This window comes from Acidaminococcus sp., assembly GCA_022482815.1.
GTDB lineage: Bacteria > Bacillota > Negativicutes > Acidaminococcales > Acidaminococcaceae > Acidaminococcus.
Genome location: JAKVOM010000001.1, coordinates 1532705 through 1552385 on the forward strand (window position 1 = coordinate 1532705; position 19681 = coordinate 1552385).

At 48.6% G+C, this 19681-nt stretch carries 14 protein-coding genes; 12 read left to right on the plus strand and 2 right to left on the minus strand.

Annotated features, from left to right (window positions below):
* Positions 1–12 precede the first annotated feature (12 nt).
* The 11 genes from lnu(C) to LKE33_06810 all read left to right on the plus strand — a co-directional run bounded on the left by lnu(C) (position 13) and on the right by LKE33_06810 (position 15663).
* Positions 13–507 (plus strand): lincosamide nucleotidyltransferase Lnu(C), encoded by a 495-nt coding sequence (lnu(C), locus tag LKE33_06760; GenBank protein MCH3950617.1) that lies wholly within the window; start codon positions 13–15, stop codon positions 505–507.
* Positions 508–847: 340 nt separating this feature from the next.
* Positions 848–2152 (plus strand): GGDEF domain-containing protein, encoded by a 1305-nt coding sequence (locus tag LKE33_06765; protein MCH3950618.1) that lies wholly within the window; start codon positions 848–850, stop codon positions 2150–2152.
* Positions 2153–2176: 24 nt separating this feature from the next.
* Positions 2177–4396 carry an EAL domain-containing protein gene (locus tag LKE33_06770; protein MCH3950619.1) on the plus strand — a complete coding sequence of 740 codons (2220 nt, stop codon included), beginning with the start codon at positions 2177–2179 and terminating at the stop codon, positions 4394–4396.
* Positions 4397–4420: 24 nt separating this feature from the next.
* Positions 4421–5281 carry a sensor domain-containing diguanylate cyclase gene (locus tag LKE33_06775; GenBank protein ID MCH3950620.1) on the plus strand — a complete coding sequence of 287 codons (861 nt, stop codon included), beginning with the start codon at positions 4421–4423 and terminating at the stop codon, positions 5279–5281.
* A 1-nt stretch (position 5282) separates the two neighbouring features.
* A complete protein-coding gene (locus tag LKE33_06780; GenBank protein ID MCH3950621.1) occupies positions 5283–6986 on the plus strand; it encodes a hypothetical protein in 1704 nt (567 codons plus the stop codon).
* Positions 6987–7044: 58 nt separating this feature from the next.
* Positions 7045–8376, plus strand: coding sequence for a nucleotide sugar dehydrogenase (locus LKE33_06785; protein ID MCH3950622.1), 1332 nt, complete (start codon positions 7045–7047; stop codon positions 8374–8376).
* A gap of 12 nt (positions 8377–8388) precedes the next feature.
* Positions 8389–9279 carry a polysaccharide deacetylase family protein gene (locus LKE33_06790; GenBank protein ID MCH3950623.1) on the plus strand — a complete coding sequence of 297 codons (891 nt, stop codon included), beginning with the start codon at positions 8389–8391 and terminating at the stop codon, positions 9277–9279.
* Positions 9276–11078, plus strand: a complete 1803-nt coding sequence (locus LKE33_06795; GenBank protein ID MCH3950624.1) for a glycosyltransferase — start codon at positions 9276–9278, stop codon at positions 11076–11078. Before LKE33_06790 ends, LKE33_06795 begins: the two co-directional genes overlap by 4 nt.
* Complete coding sequence (locus LKE33_06800; GenBank protein MCH3950625.1) at positions 11075–12955, plus strand: polysaccharide deacetylase family protein; 1881 nt, start codon at positions 11075–11077, stop codon at positions 12953–12955. Before LKE33_06795 ends, LKE33_06800 begins: the two co-directional genes overlap by 4 nt.
* A gap of 22 nt (positions 12956–12977) precedes the next feature.
* Complete coding sequence (locus LKE33_06805) at positions 12978–14003, plus strand: glycosyl hydrolase family 18 protein (protein ID MCH3950626.1); 1026 nt, start codon at positions 12978–12980, stop codon at positions 14001–14003.
* Between the two features lie 4 nt (positions 14004–14007).
* Complete coding sequence (locus tag LKE33_06810; protein ID MCH3950627.1) at positions 14008–15663, plus strand: polysaccharide deacetylase family protein; 1656 nt, start codon at positions 14008–14010, stop codon at positions 15661–15663.
* A 224-nt stretch (positions 15664–15887) separates the two neighbouring features.
* On the opposite strand, the gene LKE33_06815 is transcribed toward LKE33_06810, so the two are convergent.
* The gene (locus tag LKE33_06815; GenBank protein ID MCH3950628.1) at positions 15888–17516 is read right to left on the minus strand and encodes an IS1182 family transposase; all 1629 of its coding nucleotides are present in this window, start codon (positions 17514–17516) and stop codon (positions 15888–15890) included.
* A 397-nt stretch (positions 17517–17913) separates the two neighbouring features.
* A complete protein-coding gene (locus tag LKE33_06820; GenBank protein ID MCH3950629.1) occupies positions 17914–18828 on the minus strand; it encodes a LysR family transcriptional regulator in 915 nt (304 codons plus the stop codon).
* 122 nt (positions 18829–18950) lie between these two features.
* On the opposite strand from LKE33_06820, the gene LKE33_06825 reads away from it, so the two are divergent.
* Positions 18951–19361 (plus strand): DUF2000 domain-containing protein, encoded by a 411-nt coding sequence (locus LKE33_06825; GenBank protein MCH3950630.1) that lies wholly within the window; start codon positions 18951–18953, stop codon positions 19359–19361.
* The last annotated feature ends 320 nt before the right edge of the window (positions 19362–19681 follow it).

A 19681-nucleotide genomic window follows, 5' to 3' on the forward strand; every position in this document is an offset into this window, starting at 1 on the left:
GGAGATGATAAGATGGTCAATATAACAGATGTAAAACAGATTCTTCAATTTGCAATAGATGCGGAGATTAAAGTCTTTCTTGATGGTGGCTGGGGTGTAGATGCTCTTCTTGGATATCAGTCAAGAGCCCATAATGATATTGACATTTTTGTAGAAAAGAACGATTATCAGAACTTTATAGAAATAATGAAAGCTAATGGCTTTTATGAGATTAAGATGGAATATACAACATTGAACCATACTGTATGGGAAGATTTGAAAAACAGAATTATTGATTTGCATTGTTTTGAATATACGGACGAAGGTGAAATTCTTTATGATGGGGATTGTTTTCCGGTAGAAACTTTTTCGGGTAAAGGAAGAATTGAGGAAATAGAGGTTTCCTGTATTGAACCATATAGTCAAGTAATGTTCCATCTGGGATACGAGTTTGATGAAAATGATGCACATGATGTGAAGTTATTGTGTGAGACACTTCATATCGAAATTCCAAATGAGTATAGATAACTGCAAATAACAGTTTGTAGGGGAGTTCTGATACTCCCCTATAAAAATGGCTATTTATCAACTGTTTGTTGTGACATAGCCATAAAATTAAACAGATAAGAAATGATAAAAAGAATTTTTTATAATAAATGAATAGTTTTTAAGAATGCTTACAATTAGTAAAAACCTTGATTTATCCATATTTGAAAGGCAAGAATTTCCCTGTTATTGCCAAGTTTCCTGTCCTTCATGTATAATATGATGTAATTGTTTTATATTAAAAGAAAAGTTAAGATAAATAAAATCAGAATTGTTTTTCATGGCATTCCATGGAAGGAGAAACGGGGGGAAGAATAGCAGCATGGCAGCGCAGAATCACATATGGTCACGGAATGGTGTCGCAATTGACAAAGACTTCATCCATGACGACGTAATCAATCCCGAAGAAGCTTTCCAGCAGCTGATGTTTCAATTCAGCCAGCATTTTGGCGGGAAGAGCATTTATATACTCGAAAAAATAGGTCCCGATAACTTTACCATGACTCATGAATGGAAAGTTGCTTCGAATACGGCGCAGGAGCTTCACAGTGTTTTCTCTTCCGATGAAGTAGGAAAACGCTTTCCCGGTATCTGGGAAAAAGAAGTTGTTGAGACTTCGGAAGCCTATGCAGCGCTTCTCAAGCGATATGACAACGTGGTTGGCCTCATCGTTTTTGAAAAGGAAGAAAAGAAAGATTCCCGGAATCTCCTGCAGACGGTTCGTCTTATGGGCTTTTTCGTTTCCACCCTGCTGTACTACTGGAAGCTTATTGAACGGCTCCATACTTTGGGCTATATAGATGTGCTCACAGGAGTCGGAAATTTCAACAGTCTTTTGTCAGCGTTGGACCATTTGCCCGATGAGGAGAGTCTTGGTGTGATTTTTGCCGATGTGTCGGGGCTTAAGCAAGTCAACGATAATTACGGACATGAAGCAGGCAATGAACTCCTGAAAAAAGTGACAGGAAGTTCGATACGAGTCTTCCCTAAGCAGCATGTGTTCCGCGTCGGCGGCGATGAATTCATTATTCTCGAGGGAGGCATAAAGGAAGACGAATTCTCCAGGAAGGTACGGGAACTTCGCCTTCTCATGAAATCCCGCAAAATCGATATTGCATTGGGATCCGTATGGGTGCCTGAGTTTACCATGGATTTTTCGGTCCTCAAGAATCAGGCGGATTGGAAAATGTATGAAGAAAAGCGTTCCTTCTACCAGAAGAAAGGGAAGGAACTGCCCATTTATCAGCCCAGCAGTCCGGAGGAAATCGGTTTGCGCGTCAATTGCGATATTGTACCTTCACCTTTCTTCATTTTTGAAGTGGAACGGGATAAGACGGATGCCATTACAGATATCCGCATCGAGGCCGTGAACAAGGCCTTTGCGGACTTGTTTGATATGAGACCGGACGAGTGGACCAATCGCTCCATTTTACCGCTCCTTAATGCAGCGGATCAGCCGGTTTGGAGCTACATTCACAAGATGGCCAACGAGAAGGAAAACGTGACATTCCGTATCAATAGCCGGTGCCTCAAGCAGGAAATGATGGCTTCCATGAAGATGACGTCCCGACGTTATGGAACTTTTGTTATGATGCCTGTCGGGGACGCAAGCGCAACGATGTCATAACCTGTGAGCAAAGAAGGACTTCCTATGAAAAATCATATAGAAGAACTAGCAAAGTTAAATGAAGAGAGAGGCAATCGCCTGGATAGTACCAGTGATTTCTGGATGCAGGCTGAGGCGCTTCAGAAGGAACTGCTGCAGGAAGGAAAGAAAGCCTATTATATTTTCCTCGACCTTGAAAACTTCCGCTTTATCAATATGCGCGGGGATATCAGTGAAGGGGCTCACCTTCTTCAGGAAGTCTCTGTCTTGATTCATAAGGCTTTTCCTGATGCCCTCATTACGAGAGGGGATTCCATCCAGTTTGCCGTGGTGACCGGTGTACCTGACGTGAAAGAACGCCTCGTGGCGCTGCATAAAAAGGCTCTTGAACTGCGCAGCAACAACCAGATCGACCTTAAGGTCGGCATCTATGCCGTCACGAGTCCCGATGTCAGCCCGATTACAGCATCGGACTACGCCAAGGCGGCCTGCGCCCATATGAAGCAGGATTACCAGGCTGTATATCGTGAGTATGACGCCGAACTTCATGAGCAGCTTACGATTGATAACTATGTCGTTACTCATCTGGACGATGCCATCAGGCATCACGATAGCAAGGTCTTTTTTCAGCCCATCGTAAGAACACTTACGTGCAGAGCCTGTGCTGCCGAAGCACTTGCCCGCTGGGAGGATCCTGTCTATGGACTCCTGGTCCCGGGTGTTTTTATCGAACCGCTGGAATCAACGCAGCTTATCACCAAATTAGACCTCTATATTGCGGAAGAAGTCTGCCGCATGTACCACAATCTCCAGATACATCGGGACATTGACCTGCCTATTTCTCTTAATTTTTCCCGTACAGATTTTCAGCGCTGCCATGTCCGTCAAAGATTAGATCAGCTCCGGGCCCGCTACGGCGTGCCGGAGCATGCCATTTGCGTTGAAATTACAGAACGGGATTTTGGCGGGGATGACGTTGATGCTTTGAGAAAACAGATTAAGGATCTCCGTGATCATGGCTACGAAGTCTGGATGGACGATTTCGGAAGCGGTTTCTCGTCTCTGAGCCTCCTTAAGGATCTTGATGTGGATCTTGTGAAGTTTGACCTGCGCTTCCTTGTCGGAAGCGGCAATATCAACCGGGGCAATTTTATCATCGGTGCTCTTATTGCCATGGTAAAGCAGCTCGGTATGAAGACCCTTGTCGAAGGGGTCGAAACGGAGGAACAGCTGGAATATCTTCAGAGTGTAGGCTGCGAACGGATGCAGGGCTACCTCTACAGCAAACCGATTCCCTTTGCTGAACTTATGAAGCTCGCCATCTGGGATACGGATGAAACGGCTGAAAATAAACGTTATTACAATGCGGTCGGCTGCTGCAACATGGTTCAGGCTATGCCTGAATCCGTGACCCGGGGCTGGAACGACAAACAGGTTTTGCCTTCTTTGCCGGCTTGTGTCGTTGAATATCGTGAAGGTCAGTTGTGCCTTCTGGGGTCGAATGCGGCGTTTAATGCCCGTGAGGGACTGCAGAAATTCCGTGACCCTGAGGCTTTCAATGAATTCCTGGGGCGGGCCGGAGCTCTGTTCCGCTGGAATCTGCTCCGCGGAATCAAGCAGTGCGAGAAAAATCACGGCAGCGCAACGATTGAAGTCTTCACTCATAATGAATTCTGCACGCTGCGCCTTGATCCGATTGCCCGCAACGAAAGTAACGGTGCCAGAGCTTTTCTGATGATTCTTACGAGTGTCCGCAGTTCGGCCTTCAAGGAAAGACAAGCAGCTGTCCAAAGTATTATGAACGGGATATTTTCTATCTTTGACAGTTTCTTTGAACTCAATCTTACAAACCAGACCGTTCACCGAATCAAGAATGGCATGAGCCTTACGAGTGAACTCGAACGGCTCCCATTGCCCCTTTTTCTTCGGGAATGGGCACAGCAGCATGTTTATACGGAAGATTGGAAACGCTTTCTCGAGTTTTATGATGTGGCGACACTGGTACCGCGCATCAATCAGTCCGGATGTGGTTATTTGTCGACGCTTTTCCGCGTGACCCACAGCGAACGAAGTGAAAGCAACGGATGGCAGCTCCATCTGCTCTGGCTTTCCGGAGAATCTTCCGACATTGAGGTTCACTGCGGAACCATTGATTTGCGGCAGCCCGTAGGCGTCGTCATGCCCAGTTACGCAGGAATCCCTGGGGAGCGGGAAAGCTCCGGCATTGAGGATAAAGGGGCAGCGATTGCACCGGATGTACTGTGAGACGCACTCATCCATCTGCCCAATATGATTGTGTATTGGAAGGATACGAAAGGCCGTTTTGTCGGGGCCAACGACACATTCCTCCGCTATTTCAATCTTTCTTCAATCGAGGATATCCGGGGAAAAACGGAAGAAGAAGTAGGGTGGAGCGTAGAATTTGATCCTACCGATGATGAACAGAATATGCTTCTTGGTAAATTTTCCTTTGTGGCAGAAAAGAAAATGCATTCTATGACCAAGGGTATGATCCGTACGATTATGATGAATAAGATTTCTCTCATTCAAGAGGGAAAAATTGTCGGCATCCTTTCCTGGTTCCACGATGTGACTGAATCCACAGTGGCCCAGGAACAGCTGAAGAAGCAGAGCTATATTGATGCTTTGACGGGCGCCCTGAACTACCAGGGCTTCAAGGAAGCGCAAAGACAATTTAGGGAAAGTTATCAAAAATGGGGAATTGATTTTGCCCTTTTCTATACGGATCTCGACGACTTTAAGCAGTGCAATGATGAGTACGGTCACAGTTTCGGAAACCTGGTCCTGCAGGAAGTTGTAAAGCGCCTGCAGAAGATTTTCTGCCATAACGGTGTCGTCGGCCGCATGGGAGGCGATGAATTCGTTGCCCTTTTGCCTGTCGTGGACGCAGCGGAAGGTAAACGTATGGTAAAAGAAATCCGGCACGCCATCGACGCTCCCCTGACTATCAATGGAAAGACTTATTTTGGAGGAATCTCCGTGGGTGTAGCCTATTATTCTGAGGCCGGCGACATGGAAAAAATGATGAAGATTTCTGACCACCGCATGTATGAAGATAAGACAAGTCATAAAGAAGCACGGGGATTCAAGCCTGCTTATGGGTACACGTCCACCGTGGAAGGAAGTTGAAATGATATTGCACCACAAACTCTGTCAAAAGATTCTCTGGAGTCTGACGCTTGCAGCACTGCCGCTGTATGCGTCAGGAATCGCTTACGCCGGCGCTTCCCGGGAGGATGAGGCTCGCCGCGTGGGTTTGGCACTTTCCAAAGACGACGCACCTGAGATGCAGGAACGCCTCCGGGAAAATCTTGACCAGTTTACGAATCTTTCAAGAATTACAGTACGGGAGTCCGCTATGGTGAGCGTCCTTGAAAAGGAGTACAAGAGGGCCCTTGCAACCTATAACAGTGCCCAAAAGGCACTGGAGGAAACGGAAAAAAAGAAAATCTATGCGTCCCTTCAGGGCGGAGATGAAACGACCATGGCTTCGCTTGAACGAGAGGCGGCCAAACGGGACAAGACACTTGCTGAAGCAAGCGTGCGCCTTGCCCTTATTAAGAGGCGTCTCGAACCGGCCCGTGCCCAGCTTCAGGCCCTGACGCAAAAGCGGGATGCCCTGCTCGATTCCATGGCAGGACTCGTTCCAGCTGCTTCAGGAGCAAGCAGCAGTTCGATTCTCATCAAAGAACAGAAGGAAAACCACAAGGATAATGTATCTACTGCATCCAATGCATCGCCGGCAGTGGCTGCGGGCCCTGTGCCTACGGAGGAACTGAAGGAACTCTCTAAGCAGCAGGCAAATTATACGCAGGAATTGGCGGATCTTGGGTATTACGAGGAAAAACGGGCTAATGATATGGCCGTTCTCGAAACGCCGGATCCTGCTGTCGATGTATCGAAAAAATTCAAGATTGACGGGGAAATCCGGATTGATAACAACGATACGTCGAATCACAGTGCCATTGATCCGGAGCGGCATACAAAGCAATTCCCGGACGACAGGCTGCGCGCCCGTGCCCGGATTTATATGGATTACAACATTGATGATAACTGGCACGCTGTGGGAATGCTCGAAAGCGAGAAGGCTTTCCATGGTGATGACAGCATGGACGGCACCATTGATCTTGACCGCTATTATCTCAAGGGATCCATTGGCAAGGTCATCGTGACGGTCGGCGCCTTCGGGAAGACCATTGCGGACGGCAATATCTACGACAGCCGTTTCAAGGGCGTCCAGCTTGCCTATGGGGATAAGAAACCCTGGTACTATGAAGGGGCCTTTGGTGAGGTCAATGAGGCTGATGAAGTGTCGGCCATTACGGCTTCGTACCACGCTCCGGGTGATCAGACGCTTGAAGCAGGCGTTTACGGATTCCGTATGGATGCCGGCAATAACCGCAATATCGGAATGCTCGGGTATAAGACACCGCTTGGCGGCTGGCTCCATTTCGGGGCTCAGTACCTGTATGGGCACGATGAGACAGAACCCGGCGGCAGCGGTTATGTCTTCAGCCTGAGCCGCGGCGAGGAAAACAGCTGGGCCAAGGGCAATCTCTACGCCTATGCCAAGTATTACTATCAGCCTCGGGCTACTTATGTGGAACACACCATGAACGGGGCAGCGGACTATATGCATGGCTTCAAAGGCTATGGCCTGGGTCTTTCTTACACGCTGACTCGGGACTGGGTGCTGAGCCTTGAATATGATGACCTGGAAGATCTGCGGTACGGAACACGTAACCGTACTTTGTGGACCGGACTGTCCTATTATTTCAAGAATTACGGGGATGACGAACCTGAAGACGAGGAGAAGACGCAGGGAACCAAATAGGATTTTTCCGGCATTGTAAAAATTGGATCTCAGGTACACAGAAAAAAGGGGAAGTAAAATGAAAGGTTTGGATGTTTGTGAAAAGCTCGCTTCCAAAGAAACGAAGCTGGCTGTCGTAGGTCTGGGTTATGTAGGCCTGCCTCTGGCAGTGCAGTTTTCTCACCACTACGACGTGGTTGGCTTTGATACGAACGAGGCAAAGATCGGCCGCTATAAGGCGGGGCATGATGTAACGGAGGAAGCAGGAGACGAAGCGCTTCGGGCTTCATCCGTGGAATTTACATCGGATGAGAAAAAACTTGACGAAGCCTGCTTCTTTGTCATTTCTGTCCCGACGCCGCTTAACGGGGACAACACGCCGGATCTTACGGCAGTCCGGGAAGCAACGGCTTCGGTAGGACGCCATCTTACAAAAGGCAGCATCGTCGTATATGAATCGACGGTCTATCCCGGTGTGACGGAAGATATCTGCTGCCCCATCCTGGAGAAAGAAAGCGGCTTGTCCTGCGGAAGCGATTTCAAGATTGGCTACTCACCGGAACGTATCAATCCTGGGGACCGCAAACATCGCCTTTTTAATATTGTAAAGATTGTTTCCGGTATGGATGAAGAGACACTGGAAACCATTGCGACAGTGTACGAGTCCATCATCGAAGCCGGTGTGTACCGGGCTCCGACAATCAAGGTGGCTGAAGCCGCCAAGCTCGTCGAAAATTCCCAGCGCGATATCAATATTGCGCTCCTCAATGAATTTGCCATGGTCTTCAGCCGTATGGGCATCGAGACAAAGGAAGTCATCAAGGCGATGAATACCAAGTGGAACGCCCTGGGCTTTTATCCGGGTCTTGTCGGCGGACACTGCATCGGCATCGATCCTTATTATTTCGTGTACAAGGCGGAGACCCTGGGCTACCATTCCCAAGTAGTTTCGGCCGGGCGCCGTATCAACAATGGTATGGCAGGTTTTGTGGCCCGCCAGGTTCTGACCATGCTGCTTAAGGCCAAAATTGACGTGTGCCGGGCCAATATTTTCCTTCTGGGTATGACTTTTAAGGAAGACTGCCCTGATGTCCGCAATTCCCGTTCCTATGATGTGTATGAGGAATTTAATAAGTGCGGCCTTTCGCCGCGTATTGTCGACCCCTGCGCCGATGCGGAGGAAGTGGAGCGTCTCTATGGCCTTAAGCTGACTCCTATGGAAGAAGTGCACGATGCCGATTGTCTCGTATTCCTCGTAAGACATGAAGCTTTCCGTAAGCTTACGCCGGAACAGGTCGATGCCTTCTTCCGTTCGCCGAAGGCGGGACAGCAGAAAGTCCTTGTCGATGTCAAGGGCATGTACGAACGGAAGGACTTCGAGCAGAAGCACTTCCTCTATTGGAGCTTGTAAAGAGTATTTAAGATGAAAAGTGAAACTAAATTAAAACTTGGCCTGGGAGCTGTCCTGACGCTCTTCGTTTTTGCCGCTGCCTATGTCATTTATGGTATGGCAAAGGATCTGGGGGCCCGGGGCGTTTCCCATTTTATGGCGGATCCTGCCGCGGCGTATGAATCGGATGAAGCGATTGGTGAAGCGCTTGCACGGTACCACAGCGGAGCCGCACCGGCCCGTCTTCTGGCGGCACCTCCGTCTGACGCCGTTATTCTCGTTTTTGACGGACTGCCGCCCAAAACGGATACACAGCGGCTTCTTTCTGTTCTCCGCGCTAAACATGTAAAGGCTTTCTTCTTTGTGGAAGGGGAAAACGCGGCTATGGAGGCAGACCTCATTCGTAAAATCAAGCGGGATGGCCATACGGTGGGCAACTTTACGTTCTACGGACAAGGTGCGGCCGGTAAGCTCCCCATTGAAAAATTTATGAAAGAAGCAGTCTGGACGCAGACGGCCCTGACAGATATCCTCGGCTCGGCTCCGCAGTATATGCGGGCTCCGGGAACACCTGTTTCCCAGGAGCTGCTCCTGCGCGTCGGCGCGGCCGGTATCCCCACGTATGTTGATACGCCTCATTTGTTTTTGCCGGGACAAATGAAGACGGAAGCGGCTGTCAAGACATTCGCTGCAAGTGTAGGCGGAGGAACTATCCTTGCGGTGGTAAGCGGGCATCCTGTCGTGGGAGGCCCCAGAAAGCCTAAGATTCAAACGGGGAAAAATGGTCCCATTGAGCACAAGCCTACCGTGAAGGATAGTGCTTATACCAGTCCTTCTGAAGAAGTTACGATGTCTGAAAAAGTCGAAATCCTCCTTCAGGAACTCAGTGCAAAGGGCCTTCGTATTGTAGGAGAAGAATTGTGAAAGAAAATCGTGATATCCTGACCAGGGAGAAGTCAGACCGTCGTCTCTTGTCCCATGTGCCGGATGCATCAGGAGTGCGCAGTCACCGGGACCGCCGCGGCGGATCAAGCAGCGGGACGGGATTGCAGGACTTTGGTACTTATATCAAGGAAGACGAGGCCGGCGGCCGCTACCTTGTCGATTACGACGTGACCGTGAGCGCCGGCAAAGAAAAAGTAAAGGCGCGGGCCATCGATATTTCGACGACAGGCATGCTCCTTCATTTCGGAAAAGATGCTGACGAGTCTCTCTATGCTGAGGGCCGGGAGTTTCTTCTTAATTTTGAAATCACACCGGGCAGTTTGCCGGAAGGCTATGAAATGAAAATCAAAGACCTTGCGGCTGTTTCCGTGAGAACTTTCCGCAAAGAAGGGGAAAAAGGCTTTTTTGTCGGCGTCCAGTTCAAGGAAAGTCTTGCTGAATATGCAAACAGAAAACGGGGCCGCTACATGCTGGCCGCGGCCTCTTTCTTCCTTTTTGTCGTTGTTTTTGTCATCATTATGATGAGGGCGGAGTCTGTACTGTATTTCCGTTTCAACAAGACACTCTATCTGTACAGTATTATCGCCGCTACGCTGCTTTTGTCGCGTTACTTATACGGAGCCCTTTATCGGCCCATGAAGGTAGATCCCAACTTTACGCCGGGGGTCACCATCATTATCCCCTGCTTTAACGAAGAAAAATGGATTGACAGGACTATTAAATGTGCTATCAACCAGGACTATCCGCCGCAGCAGCTGGAAGTCATTGTTGTTGATGACCATTCGTCGGATCGTTCCTGCGAAGTGATTCAGAAGACCATCGAATCCCTGACTGAGTCGGATCACCTGTTTCATACGGATCAGCGCATCCGCTGGGTGCGTCAGCCCAAAAATATGGGTAAGCGCGAGGCTATGGCCCTGGGAGCCAGCTTGTCGACGAAGGAACTGCTGGTATTCGTCGATTCCGATAGTTTCCTCGACCCCTATGCCGTGAGAAACCTTGTGCAGCCCTTCAAAGACGAGAAAATGGGCGGTGTATCGGGAAGAACCGACGTGGCGAATACGTACACAAATTCCCTGACCAAGATGCAGTCCGTCCGTTACTATATTGCTTTCCGGATCATGAAGGCGGCCGAAGGCTACTTTGATGCCGTTACGTGTCTTTCGGGACCTTTGTCCTGTTATCGTAAGGATCTGGTTCTGAAATACAAGGATGCCTGGCTGCATCAGACTTTCCTCGGTCAGCGCGCTACTTTCGGTGACGACCGGAGTATGACCAACTTCATCCTTCGCGGACATCGGACGACCTATCAGGATACTGCTATCTGTTCGACCATTGTCCCTAACTCGCACCGCATGTTCCTGCGCCAGCAGATGCGCTGGAAGCGTTCATGGCTCCGGGAATCCCTGATTGCGGCCCGCTACATGTGGAAAAAGGAACCCTTCGCGGCTATCTTCTTCTATATGGGTTTTCTGGTGCCGATTATCGCACCGATTATCGTCCTGTATAACGTATTCTACGTTCCTATTATGTATCGTATCTTTCCTTTGGGCTTCTTTGTGGGTATGTTCCTCATGGCAGCCCTCATGAGCCTGGCTCAGCTCTTCCTGCGGCGCAGTACGACCTGGGTCTATGGGATGTGGTTCTGTATCTACTATGAACTGGTCCTCCTCTGGCAGATGCCCGTGGCTTGGTTCACGTTCTGGAAATCAAATTGGGGCACCCGGCCAACACCGGCTGATGTGGGTCCTGAGAAAGGGGAGAAAGTCCAGCCATGATTGGAGATCATGCCTATACACAACAAAAGGATCGCCGGAAAAGACGGCGCGTTGCCTTTCAGCTCGTCGTTCTCTCCTTTGTAGCCGCAGCAGTCATTTATGCCTTTTTCTTCCTGCAGTCTTACAGCCCATACAGTGAGGATGAAGTGAGTCCGACCCTGAGCACCGGATTCATTGCTATTTCCTACGGCGGTGTTGACCGGACGGGGCGGACCAAGGAGCTCATCGGGGAACCTCTCCTCAATGATCACCTGGCGGCTCTGCGTAAGGCAGGCTATGTGACGATTACCAATAAGGATGTCGAGGCCTATTACAATGAGGACAAGCCTCTTCCCAGAAAGGCCCTGTATCTCATGTTTGAGGACGGACGGCGTGATACAGCCATCTTTGCCCAGAAGAGCCTCGAAAAGTATAATTTTCATGCTACCATGTTTTCCTATGCGGAAAAACTTGAAGACAAGGATCCTAAATTCCTGAGCAAACGGGACATGAAATCCCTGCTGGATTCTTCGTTCTGGGACATGGGAAGCGACGGCTACCGGCTGCGTTTCATCAATGTTTATGACCGCTATCATAATTACCTGGGTGAACTTTCTCCTCTGCAGTTTTCTATGCTGCGTTCGAGCCTTGGACGCAACTATAACCATTATTTGATGGATTATCTGCGCGACAAGGACGGCCTCGCACGGGAAAGTTACCATCATATGGTAAGCCGCATCGACTACGATTATGAAAATCTTCGTGACATCTATCAGCGTGAACTGGGCTTTGTACCGCAGGCTTATGCCATTATGCACGCCAATACGACCCAGTTCGGGAACTCCGATGATGTGAGTGCCGTCAATGAAAAGTGGATTCGCCGGCTCTTTACCATCAATTTTAACCGGGAAGGATCCTCCTTTAATGCACATAACAGCAGTCCTTACGACCTGACCCGTATGGAACCGGGCACCCATTGGCCGGTAAACCATCTGCTTATGCGCATCGCTGCGGATACGAAGAACATGGGAAAGATTCCTTTTGAAAAGGGGGATGCCAAAAGGCAGGAAGCATGGAAACTTCACTCGGGCGCTTCGGAAATCACGGGCAATTCCCTGATTCTCACGACTGTTCCCTACGGAACGGCTCTCACCGAACTCACGGGCAGCAAGGCTTACCAGAACTTTACTCTTTCGACTCGCCTGACGGGGAATACCTTTGGGCGGCAGCAGATTTACCTGCGGGCCGGTAAAGACCTCAAGCGCTGCCTCATTGTGGAGCTGAGCGGAGGTCGGCTCATCGTGACGGAACGGCGCCATGGAAAGGATACGGAACTGCTGCGGGAAAATATTGATGCGCTCCTGGGCAAAAAGATTCCTTCCGTCGAGGAAGCTAAGCGCGATGCCGAGGTGCGTGACTATGAATCGCTGGCACGTTATGCGCCGACGAGGAAGCAGGCGGCCTTCTACGCACAGAAGGCTGTGGAAAGAAAAGCGGAAAATGCCCGCACTGTAGAGGAAGGGGCGGCTCCTTATGAGCGCCGGATTGACCGTAACGAATGGGAAAGTCATGATCTCGTGCTGTCCCTCAAAGATGAAAACCTGACCATTACCCTTGACGGGAATACGCTTGAACCGCTGACTACTTTGGTTCTTGAACCGGGAAGCCTCTATCTGGGAGCAGACATGGGGAAAAACGAAAGCTGGAGCCAGAAGAATTTGTCGGAGAGCGTTTATGACGGTACTTTTGAGAACCTTGAAATCAGGTCTCAGACGGGGCGCGCCCTCAAGGACGAACAGCTGCTGTACTCCTTGAAACTCACGGGCTTTGACCGTGTCCGCTATGAAGTGCAGGAACGCTGGGAGGACATCCTGAACTGGTTCCTGCGCTATATCTAATGAGAAAGGGGAGATCATCCCTATGATCAAATCTTTTCGGCCAAGATGGATTCCCATGCTGGCCGTCATCGCGGCTATCAGCCTCATCGGACCGACCCGGGAGGGCATCAGTGCCAACTTGTCGCTGTCGGCCTGGATTACGTACTGGGACAGTGCCCGGGGCAGGGAAGAAGCACAAGACCTGAAAGACCGTTTTGAGGATCTGTCCTATTTTGCTGCTTATTTTAATGACGAGGGAGAGCTGATTTTCCCTGAATCGCTTACCAAAAGCAAAGTGAGCAGGAAACGCGCGTATCTTACCATCGTAAACGACGTCGTGCCTCGCAAGGGAGAGCCGCGCCTCAAAGATACGGAATTTCTTGTTCCGCTCCTTACTACGAGAACCGGGCGGGAACGTCATGCCGAAAAAATCCTGAACCTTGCGGAGAAAAAGGACTTTACCGGAGTGGAAATTGACTACGAGAATATCTGGAAAAAAGGAGACGCGCGTCTGCAGGAAAAGTTCCTGTCCTTCCTCACAATCCTGGAAGAAAAGGCGAAAGCGCGTCATATCAAAGTCCGCGCTATTCTGGAACCTTCCGTTCCCTTTAGTGATACATTTCCGCAAGGCATCGAATATGTTGTGATGGCCTATAACCTTTACGGACCTCATAGTGGGCCCGGGCCCAAGGCTGATCTTGCTTTTATCCGCAAGACGTGCCGGAAGATGGACGTCCTGAAAGGAGATACGGCTCTTGCCTTTTCTGTCGGGGGAGCCGTCTGGAAGGATGGAAAAGAAGGCCGCTTTATTACGCAGCAAGAGGCCATGGCCCTTAGCAAAAATCATGGCGTGACGCCTGAGCGCGATGCAGCAAGCGGTGCCCTTTCCTTTACCTATGAGGAGGACGGGCACACCATGACTGTGTGGTATGCCGATGCATCTACATTAAACGCCTGGATCAAGGAAGCTATGAATGCAGGCTACCCGCACATCTTTCTCTGGGCCCTTGGCGGCAACGAAGATCTTTCTTCCCTGACACGGGGAAAGGTCGAGGAACTAAAGGAGTAACACTATGAAAAAAATTGTGCTCTTGGTTCTTTTCTGTGCCTTCTTTGCTTTTTTGCCTCAAAGTGAAGCCGGAAAAGCCATGAACATCATCCCTACGACCAAAAAAGCGGTTGTTTTCACTTTCGGAGGGCTCAGAAATCCGCAGACGGTGGAAGACGTGCTGGAACGTATGGAGAAGGAAAAGATTCGCGGCACTTTTTTTGTTACGGAGCGGGAACTTCGGGAAAATTCGGCCACGATTCATAATATCGTAAACCATGGCCAGGAAATTGGTATCGGACTCCGCCCGGGTGATACGCCTACAAAGGATGCCATCAGAAAGCAGATTGAGCGGATCAGGCAGCGCCTGTCCCGCGAGTATGGCGTGAATCCGACCGTGGTGCGTCAGATGTATGGCGCTGAGAATGAGGCTGTTTCGAGCGTCCTCGATGAACTGCACCTTCCCCTCATCGGGCAGACCCGCAACGTGGTGCTCACGAGACTTAAGGACGCTAACACATCCGATGACATTATGAACGCCATTTTTAAGAAATGGGACTTTTCTCTCGGACGGGGGCAGATTATGTATTTCCGTCTGGATTTTCTAAAGAATCCTGCCCTTATCGGGGAAGTCATGACACGGATTCATAAGGAAAAAGTCGATGCCAATACGTACCGGACCTTCCGTGACCAGCCGGAGACCAATCCGAAAAACGATTCCGCTTATGCGATCCTTTCCGTCGGGGATGTTCTTGCAGACAAGGCTAAGCTTTGGGAATATCCAGTTCCTATGGAGAAAGTTCCGACAAAGCTTCAGCCTGACACCATCGCCTATCCGGTGGATGACAGCAACTTTTCAAAAGTTTTCCTGTCCCATTACATCGGGGCACCTGAAGTCGATGAAGAAGACCGTATGTACGGGCTCGACCAGGACGTCATTCGCAAGGCCGATAAGGGCGGTGTTGTAAAGACTGCGCCGGATCGGATGATTTTTCTGACCTTTGATGACTGGGGCACGGATAATACCATCAATAAGCTGCTCTACGTGCTCCGCAAGCACAATGCTACGGGAACGTTCTTTATCATTACGCGGTACATGCCGAGCAATCCTAATCTTCTCCGTGCCATTGCCGAAGAAGGCAATACGATTGGAAGCCATACGGACCGTCATGGTGCCATGGCTATTCGGAATAAGAAAGGACATATTGAGGAAAGCGAGACGCCCGAAGCCTATTCTGAAAATGTGAAGACTGCTTACAGAAAGTTGGCAGAGACGGTCGGCGATGTAGAAGTGAATGGCCATTACAGCCTTTCCCGCCTTTTCAGACCGCCTACGCTTACAATCAGTGAAAATGGGGCAAAAGCTCTCTTTAACGCGGGATATACATTCCTCGTGTCGGGCTATGAAAGTACGGAAGACTATGCAGCGCATAATCTTGCGCAGCTCGTCGGAGCCATTAAAGCCGGCATCTATACGCCGGAACATCGGGTGCGCACGGGGTCCATCATTATTATGCACATGAGTGCTTCGGCCAAATTCACGCCGGAAGCCCTCGATATCGTCCTTACGCAGAACGAACTCCTACGGGATGATGATCCCCGTAAATTTACGGTCGGCCGTCTGACAGATTATTTGATAGATGGATATGATCAAAGGGCGGAGCAGAAAAATAGCAGATAGCTTCGCACAGTATGGCTTGCGGTTAAAACGAAAAAGAAAACCATTCCTGTATCAGTTCACTAAAAAGGGGCTGTCGCAAGTGACCGATTTTTAATCCCTGAAATAACTTGCTAAAGGCCCCAATTTGCCTTACTTTTTAGTTGAATATGTTTTGAGATGAAAAAAGGGCGCACGAAATTAAGCAACTCTAAGTTGCTTTTTTTCGTGCGCTCTTTTTGTATCTTTTAGGCCTCTTTTTTCAGCGGATATAAGTGCAAATCCTCTTTGCCGTCTTGAACTTTGTGATGGACCTTCAGGACATTCCGTGCCATGGCACATATTCCCACTGTTACCAGGGCATTTCCTTTGCCTCGGGTTTCTAGTCTTCTGACGTTTAATGAATCCTTGAGATCCGCAAAGGCTCCTTCTGCCTGTATACTGCGGTTCATCCTCAGTTCCTTACCATATTCGGAAGTAATGTTCTTCAGGGATTCTGCCCTCAATGCAGCAAAATTCTTCGAGACCACTAATTTCTTGTTTCTTTTCTCCATGGGTGTCCTGCAATTGTTCCCATGGATGCACTGTTCCTTGTAGGGACAACCGCTGCAGTCCTTACATTCGTAATATGTTTTCTCTGACACATATCCTGACCGGTTCTTTACCTGGGTTACTTTACTGACTTTCAGCAGTCTCCTACCTTTACAGATATACATGTCTTGATCAGGCAAATATGTCATGTTTTCTGCTTTGCCGATGTCGTTCTTATACTTTTTCCTCTTGCTTCTTTCATAATTGTTAGGCTTGATATATGAAGTATACTGATTCTTCTTCAGCCAGACCAAGTTCTCTTCGCTTTCATAGCCTGCATCGGCTACAATGTTTGCAAATTTCTGACCGAAGTGGGCTTCAAATCCTTCAAGAAAAGGAATGAGTGTCCGCATATCTGTTGGATGTGCACTCACATCTGCAAACAAGGTAAAACCGGAATTGTTGGCATATTGGACATTGTATCCCGGCTTTAAGGCGCCATTAAGCATGGCGTCTTCTTTCATCCTCATAAAGGTAGCATCCGGGTCTGTTTTGGCAAAGCTGTTCCGTTCCCCACAGATGTGAAGCTGCTTCGTATACACCTTAAGCCGTTTGAGATAGTTAGCTAAAATCTCATAGTACTTCTGTAGAATGGTCTTTCTTTTCCCACATCCGTGAACAAACTCGATCCCTTCAGCCCGCTTTATGACAAGCAGTTTTTTTAGGAGCTTCTTTAAATGACGGATGTGGAAAGTGTTTCCGTAACAGACCTTGATTCCGAAACGTTCCTCGATTTCGGGAACCAGTTGCTCCAGTTTCTCTATGAGTTTGTTCTGGCTGCCTAAGACTCTGTTTTTCCAAACAAATTTGTATTTGTTTGCCACAGATTCAATTTTTGTCCCATCGATGAACAGGCTATCCAGCGTGATGAAACCGCGAGCCAGCAGCCATTTATCCATCTGAATCATGAGCTCCTTGATACATGGTTTTAGATGGAGGGAACAAAATCTTGCAATGGTTGCATTATCCGGAGCTTTTTTCCCATCTAAGAGGAACATGAAATGAGTGTCTCTTTTACAGGATTGCTCTATCTTACGCGAACCACGAATTCCTTCCATACATGCATAAATGACGATCTCCAGCAGCTGAATTGGTGACGTTAATTTATTCTCGACATGAGAATACGTGTCATACAATGCCTTTACATCCATCCCTTCTACCATGGCACGCACCAAGCGAACAGGATCGTCATTAGGGATTTGTACTTCAAAATTTAGAGGAAGAAAAAGTTGATAAGAACTGCCAATTTTTGTATAATCCTTTTGTGTAGGTTTGTTTTTTGGCATATTTAAATTCTACACCAAGGCGCGGTCTCATTCAATGAGGCCGCGCCTTGCTTTTACCTTGTTTTTGATACAAAAGGGGCCGTCGCAAAATGCGACAGCCCCTTTACGCTGGTCGTCGGTCGCTGGCCGCGGGTCGCTCGTGGAAGAAAAATTGCGAGGGCATTTTTCTACGAACTTATAAAAATAAAACTTAAAAATTAGGTTAAGTGCTAAATTTCAGGTTTTATATCATATCTTATTTGAATCAAAAGCTTTAACACTCTGCTGCGGGCTAGGCTAAATGCCATATGCTAAAAGCCAAAAGCGCTTTTTATTTTTTCACAGCTCCTTTTGCATATCATCACTTATTTGGTTGGAAAGCCTTAAAACTCAAAACTCAAAACTCAAAACTCAAAACTCATAATTTTTCCCCAGTCTCCGCTTCCTCTTCTGCGGCAAAATGGGCACGGACGATATCCTCGAAACACTGTATGACGGGATTGTCTTCGGCTTCTTTGCGGCGGACCAGAATGGCTGTCATTTCTTTTTGCTCCATCTCAACAGGTATCTCCTTCATCGTGCCTTCCTGCAGCTCACGGTGTACGACAAATTCCGGGAGAAAGGCAATGCCAATGTTGCTTAAGATGCACTGTTTGATGGCTTCGAGGCTCCATACGTCCATTTCCTGGGCGAGGGTGATGCATTTTTCCCGCAGATAACTGTGGAAGAAGGTCAGATACAGGGCCCGGGCATCGTTCAAAAGCAAACAGAGCGGCTTTGTCTGGTTTGGCGTGATAAAATCACTGTCCTCTTCCGAGAGTTTGGGGGAGGCAACGAGCACGAGCGGATACTTGCGCAGCGGCTGGACAGAAAAGGATGGCGGATAATTCCCGACACCGTAGTGCAGCGCGACATCCGCCTGCCCCAGACGCATTTTGTCGTAAATGGAAAAGCAGTTTTCTACTTGCAGGGAAAGCCGCACAGCAGGGGCCTTTTTGCGAAATTCTTCCAGAATCGGCTGCAAATGGTATGTTAATAACGACTCAGGAAGCAGGACGGTCAGACTACCAGTGAGTGCGTCTGACTGGCAAAAGGAGAGCAGTTTGTCGGAGGCAGCGAGAACATTTTCAATGTAAGGCTGGACAGATGCACCGACTGAGGAGAGCTGCTGCTGATGGCCGCGCCGCTCGAACAAGGGAACACCTAATTCTTTTTCCAATTGCTTCATCTGAAAGGTGACAGTGGAGGGAGCGTAGGACAGTGCCTGAGCTGCCTTTTGAAAGCTGCCCGTCCGTGTAATGGCCTGGAACGTACGCAGGTATTTAAGATCCATGATATCCTCACCTTCTCAAATTTTATAATATTAAAGTTTAAATGCAATATATTCAATTTGATTGCAATATTATTCTCCATTATAATAACAGAGGTATCAACGGTTGACAAGGAGGTTTTGAAGTGAAATTTGATACGAAAATCAAGATTGTTTTGTGGGATGGACTTGAGACTTGGCAGGCTCTGAATGTGAATGCATTTTTGATGAGCGGGATTGCCGGTACGCAGAATATTATCGGCAAACCGTATATGGATGCGGACGGCCAGGAATATCTGCCCATGTCACAGCAGCCTGTCATGATTCATAGCGCCAGTAAAGAAGAGCTGCAGGAATTACTGCAGAAAACCATAGCCAGAGGAGATATCGCAGTCGCCATCTATCCGGAAGAATTGTTCGAAACCTTTGATGATGAGGCTAATCGCGCGGCCGTAGCCCGTTTTGCCACGGAAGACCTGAATCTTGTCGGCATCGGTTTAAGAGGAAAGAAGAACGCGATTGATCGGCTGACGAAAGGGCTGCCGCTGCATAAGTAAAATGCGCGGGGCGTTGGTAGCTAGCCACAGGTCGGACTGACGGAAGCAAATCGATAAGCGGTTTGCTGAGAATAAATGAAAAATGAGTCAATGAAAAATCGGATTCCTTAGGAAATCCGATTTTTTGTTTACTGCCAAAAGCTAACTGATTCCCTGCTGAAATCTTTCTCCAGGAATTTGTCAAAGAGCTGCCCACACGATAGGATTTATCCGTTCTGTCGAAAGTTTTGTCAAAGGCCGTATGCTAAATGCTGTTTTTTTTTATACCCTTCGTGCCGAGGCCGCACCACGCTGCCGAAACGTCACAGCTTTTTTTGCAC